The following is a 3524-nucleotide window of genomic DNA, read 5'->3' on the forward strand; positions in this document are numbered from 1 at the left end:
TCCGGGCGGTGTTGTCATAACAATATGCGGGACTCCTGCCACTTTCGCAGGTACAATATTCATCAGTACAGAAGACGGATAAACTGCTTTTCCACCGGGTACATAGACACCCACACGATTTAACGGTGTTACTTTCTGTCCAAGCATAGTTCCATCTGTTGTGCTTGTAAACCAGCTGTTCTGGATCTGTTTTTCATGATACTGACGGATATTGACCAGAGCTTTGCGGATCACTCCAAGAAGTGCAGGATCAATCTGCGCATAAGCCTCTTCAATTTCTGCATCTGTGACGCGGATAGTCTCTTTTGTCACATCAGCTTTGTCAAATTCTTTTGTATAGGCAAAAAGGGCTGCGTCCCCTTCATTTTTTACTTTATCAAGGATCTGAGCTACTGTGGATTCAAATTTCCCATAGTTATTCGGGCTTCTTTTCAGCAGATTCTCAAGAATATCCTTTGTTGATTCTTTTGTTAATTTTACTGTACGCATCTTTACATCTCCTCCTGAAGAACTCTTCTTAAGTCTTCAAGAAGTTTACGGATTCTCTCATTTTCCATCTTCATGCTCACCTGATTGACTACCATTCTGGGAGACAACGGGCAGACCTCTTCCAGCACCTTCAGTCCGTTTTCCTTCAGTGTACTTCCGGTCTCCACAATATCTACGATCACTTCAGACAGACCAACGATGGGTGCCAGTTCAATGGAACCGTTTAATTTGATCAAATCTACTGTCTGGTGTTTTCTGTTAAAGAAGTAATCCTTGGCAATATTTGGATATTTAGTCGCCACACGGATCTAGCTGGTTGTTCTCCAGAACTTCTCTGGCACTCTCCGGTCCGCACGACACACATCTCACATTTTCCAAATCCAAGTATCCATCACTTCATAAAGCTTACGGCCTTCCTCCAGGATCGTATCCTTTCCCACAATTCCGATATCTGCCGCACCATACTCTACATAGGTAGGAACATCCGGCCCTTTTGCAAGGAAGAATTTCATCTTCAGTTCTTCATTAGTAAAGATCAGTTTACGGGAATCTTTATCTTTCATCTCTTCGCAGGTGATTCCTGCTTTCTCAAACATCTCCATTGTTTTGTTGGCAAGTCTGCCTTTTGTCAGGGCAACTGTCAGGTATCTCATGGCTTATCTGACCTCCTTTTTCAAACGTAATGCCACACATCTGCCCTCTGCACGAAGTTTCTGTGCCTCTTTAATGGCTTCTGTACGGTTCTGTGGCTCGTATTCGATTACTTCCGGCTTCTCCTCTTTCTCAGAGATCAGTTTCTGGCTGGAAAGTGCAAGAAGAAGGTTATCTACTTCAAGGGCAAATCCGATAGATGCCGCAGGTTTGCCAAAGTGTTTCATCAGGCCATTGTAACGGCCTCCCTTGATCATAGGTTCACCGGTTCCGTAAGTATATGCCTGGAAAATGATACCTGTATAGTACTGATATTTACTAAGCATTCCAAAATCGAAAGAGATATACTTTTCATATCCGTAGTTTTTCATAATCTCATAGATTTCTTCCAGTCTGGAAACTGCCTCCAGTGCGCAGGCGTTGTTTGTCAGACTTCTGGCTTTCTTTAAGACTTCTTCTGAACCAAACATCTGTGGGATTTCAGTAAAGGCTTTCTGCATACTGTCTTTGAGTTTCTGTTCTTCTACAAACTCTTCTACTCCGAAAGAATTTTTCTGCGAGATCAAAACACGAAGACGTTCTTCTGCTTCCGGACCGAGTTCGGCTTCTTTTAATAAGGATTTGAAGTAATCTACCTGTCCGACACTGACCTGAAATTCTGTAAGACCTGCTGCCAGAAGGCATTCCACTGTCATGGCAAGAAGTTCTGCATCTGCATCTGCGGATTCATCACCGATCCGTTCTACTCCCATCTGTGTGGTTTCTTTGAGATGTCCTCTGTAGCTGGTGTTATTAATAAATGTGTTTCCTGTGTAGCAGAGGCTTACAGGTTCTTTGTCCGGGAAAAGTAGGTTGCACAGGCTCTGGATACAGACGGGCGAAGTCAGGTCTGAGTACCAGGGTGTTGCCTTCTCTGTCAAAGAATTTATAAAGTTCTTTGGATGGGATGGTTCCTACTTCGCGGCTGAATACTTCAAAGTATTCGAATGTCGGGGTTTCTATGTCTTCATAGCCATACTGGTGGAAGACGCGATGGATTTTCTCCTGTACCTTTCTTTTCTGGCTGCATTCGCCGTTGTAGATGTCTCTTACACCTTCAGGGGTGTGGAAAATACGCTGCATGGGTGGTCCTCCTCTTGGTTATGTATTGTGGTTGTTATTACTTTGCCGATTTCGCTTTAGTACAGTAACGTGCTACTAAAGTAATGTGAAACTAGATAGAATTATAATTGTTTTTTAGAAAAATGTCAAGTACAGTTAATGTTATTATTATATGTTTAGAGGGACGCTCAGAAACATATTGTATTTGAGGTGCGGTTTCGGTATCTAAGAGCTTCTAAGTCTTCAGGAAATCTGCTAAAACCATGAGAAGAAAAGCCCGGAATTACTCGCTGTCGCTCAGACAAGGGGCTTTTCTTCTCATAACGCAGATTTCCTGAAAACTAAGAATCTCTAAGACACCTGCAAATGCACCTCAAATACAATATGTTTCCGAGCTGGTTTTCGCAATGTGGAAGATTATGACGGCTATAGCAAGTCTATTAACTAATGCATTTAAGACAGTTCAGCCGAGTGCGAAAGACAAGGCAGATACCTACAGGCGTGCTGACGCACATCAAGGATATCTGACGCAGGATTTTACGCTCTGATGAACTGAATCAATATACATTATAAGAGGCTTGCTATAGTATGCCAGCCAGTTGATTTCTTCATGGTTACTGCCAATACACAGCGCAGAAATTTATTTTATTTCCGGTGCATTTGCAGGTATCTTAGAGCGTGTCTGAAAAAGGCTTTCTGCAAGATGTGCGTCACAATTTGTGGAATATTTTGCCCGGATGAGGGCGCCGTAGCGGGCTACGGCAACTGAATTCGGGTGAAATATCCCGCAAAGTGGGGCGTGCAGATTGCGGGAATGATTTTTCAGACACACTCTAGAGTTTCTTAGGCAAAAAAAATCTGCGTTATGAGCCGGCTGTTTCACTGTCTGAGCGAAGTCGGCGACGGAGCGAGTTTGAGAAGACGGCTCATGCTTTTAGCAGATTTTTTTTGCCTTAGAAACTCTTAGATGCCGAAACCGCACCGGAAATAAAATAAATTTCTGCGCGTCCCTCTTCTATTCCCTCTCATCAAGATCAATCTGAATCCCATCCAGAAAGGGCACAAGAAACCCGCTTTTTTTATTCAAATAGTACTGAGGCTCCAGTTCTTCGCGCCGGAAGCTCTTGCGGCCGCCTTCCTGCATCCGGTTCCAGAAAGTAAGGAGACTGCGCAGTGTAAGGTAATAGAACTGGTTTTCATGGCTGTAGAATATAAGAAAAAAAGCCACCCCTCCCTGCTTTTCAAATGCCTGCATAAATTCCACCTGATGAGGATGGATATTC

Annotated in this window: 4 protein-coding genes and 3 pseudogenes; 1 reads left to right on the forward strand and 6 read right to left on the reverse strand. The window is 43.4% G+C overall.

Annotated elements, in window-relative coordinates; all coding sequences use genetic code 11:
* The 5 genes and pseudogenes from AC075J_RS03815 to AC075J_RS03835 all read right to left on the reverse strand — a co-directional run.
* On the reverse strand, window positions 1–489 hold a 489-nt coding region (locus tag AC075J_RS03815; protein WP_476390025.1), incomplete at its 3' end, for a histidinol dehydrogenase.
* Window positions 490–491: 2 nt separating this feature from the next.
* Window positions 492–1142: pseudogene (hisG, locus tag AC075J_RS03820) on the reverse strand (ATP phosphoribosyltransferase).
* 3 nt (window positions 1143–1145) lie between these two features.
* Complete coding sequence (locus AC075J_RS03825; RefSeq protein ID WP_476390028.1) at window positions 1146–2027, reverse strand: ATP phosphoribosyltransferase regulatory subunit; 882 nt, start codon at window positions 2025–2027, stop codon at window positions 1146–1148.
* Window positions 1933–2262, reverse strand: coding sequence for an ATP phosphoribosyltransferase regulatory subunit (locus AC075J_RS03830; protein ID WP_476390026.1), 330 nt, complete (start codon window positions 2260–2262; stop codon window positions 1933–1935). Before AC075J_RS03830 ends, AC075J_RS03825 begins: the two co-directional genes overlap by 95 nt.
* Window positions 2263–2881: 619 nt before the next feature.
* Window positions 2882–3007 (reverse strand): annotated as a pseudogene (locus AC075J_RS03835) (DUF6783 domain-containing protein); the annotation flags it as partial.
* On the opposite strand from AC075J_RS03835, the pseudogene AC075J_RS03840 reads away from it, so the two are divergent.
* Window positions 2966–3088: pseudogene (locus AC075J_RS03840) on the forward strand (DUF6783 domain-containing protein). The pseudogenes AC075J_RS03835 and AC075J_RS03840 overlap by 42 nt on opposite strands.
* A gap of 168 nt (window positions 3089–3256) precedes the next feature.
* On the opposite strand, the gene AC075J_RS03845 reads toward AC075J_RS03840, so the two are convergent.
* Window positions 3257–3524 (reverse strand): Holliday junction resolvase RecU (locus AC075J_RS03845; RefSeq protein ID WP_476390027.1); only part of this gene is annotated, 268 nt, incomplete at its 5' end.

The organism is Blautia sp. ZXY-1-C6 (assembly GCF_056339875.1).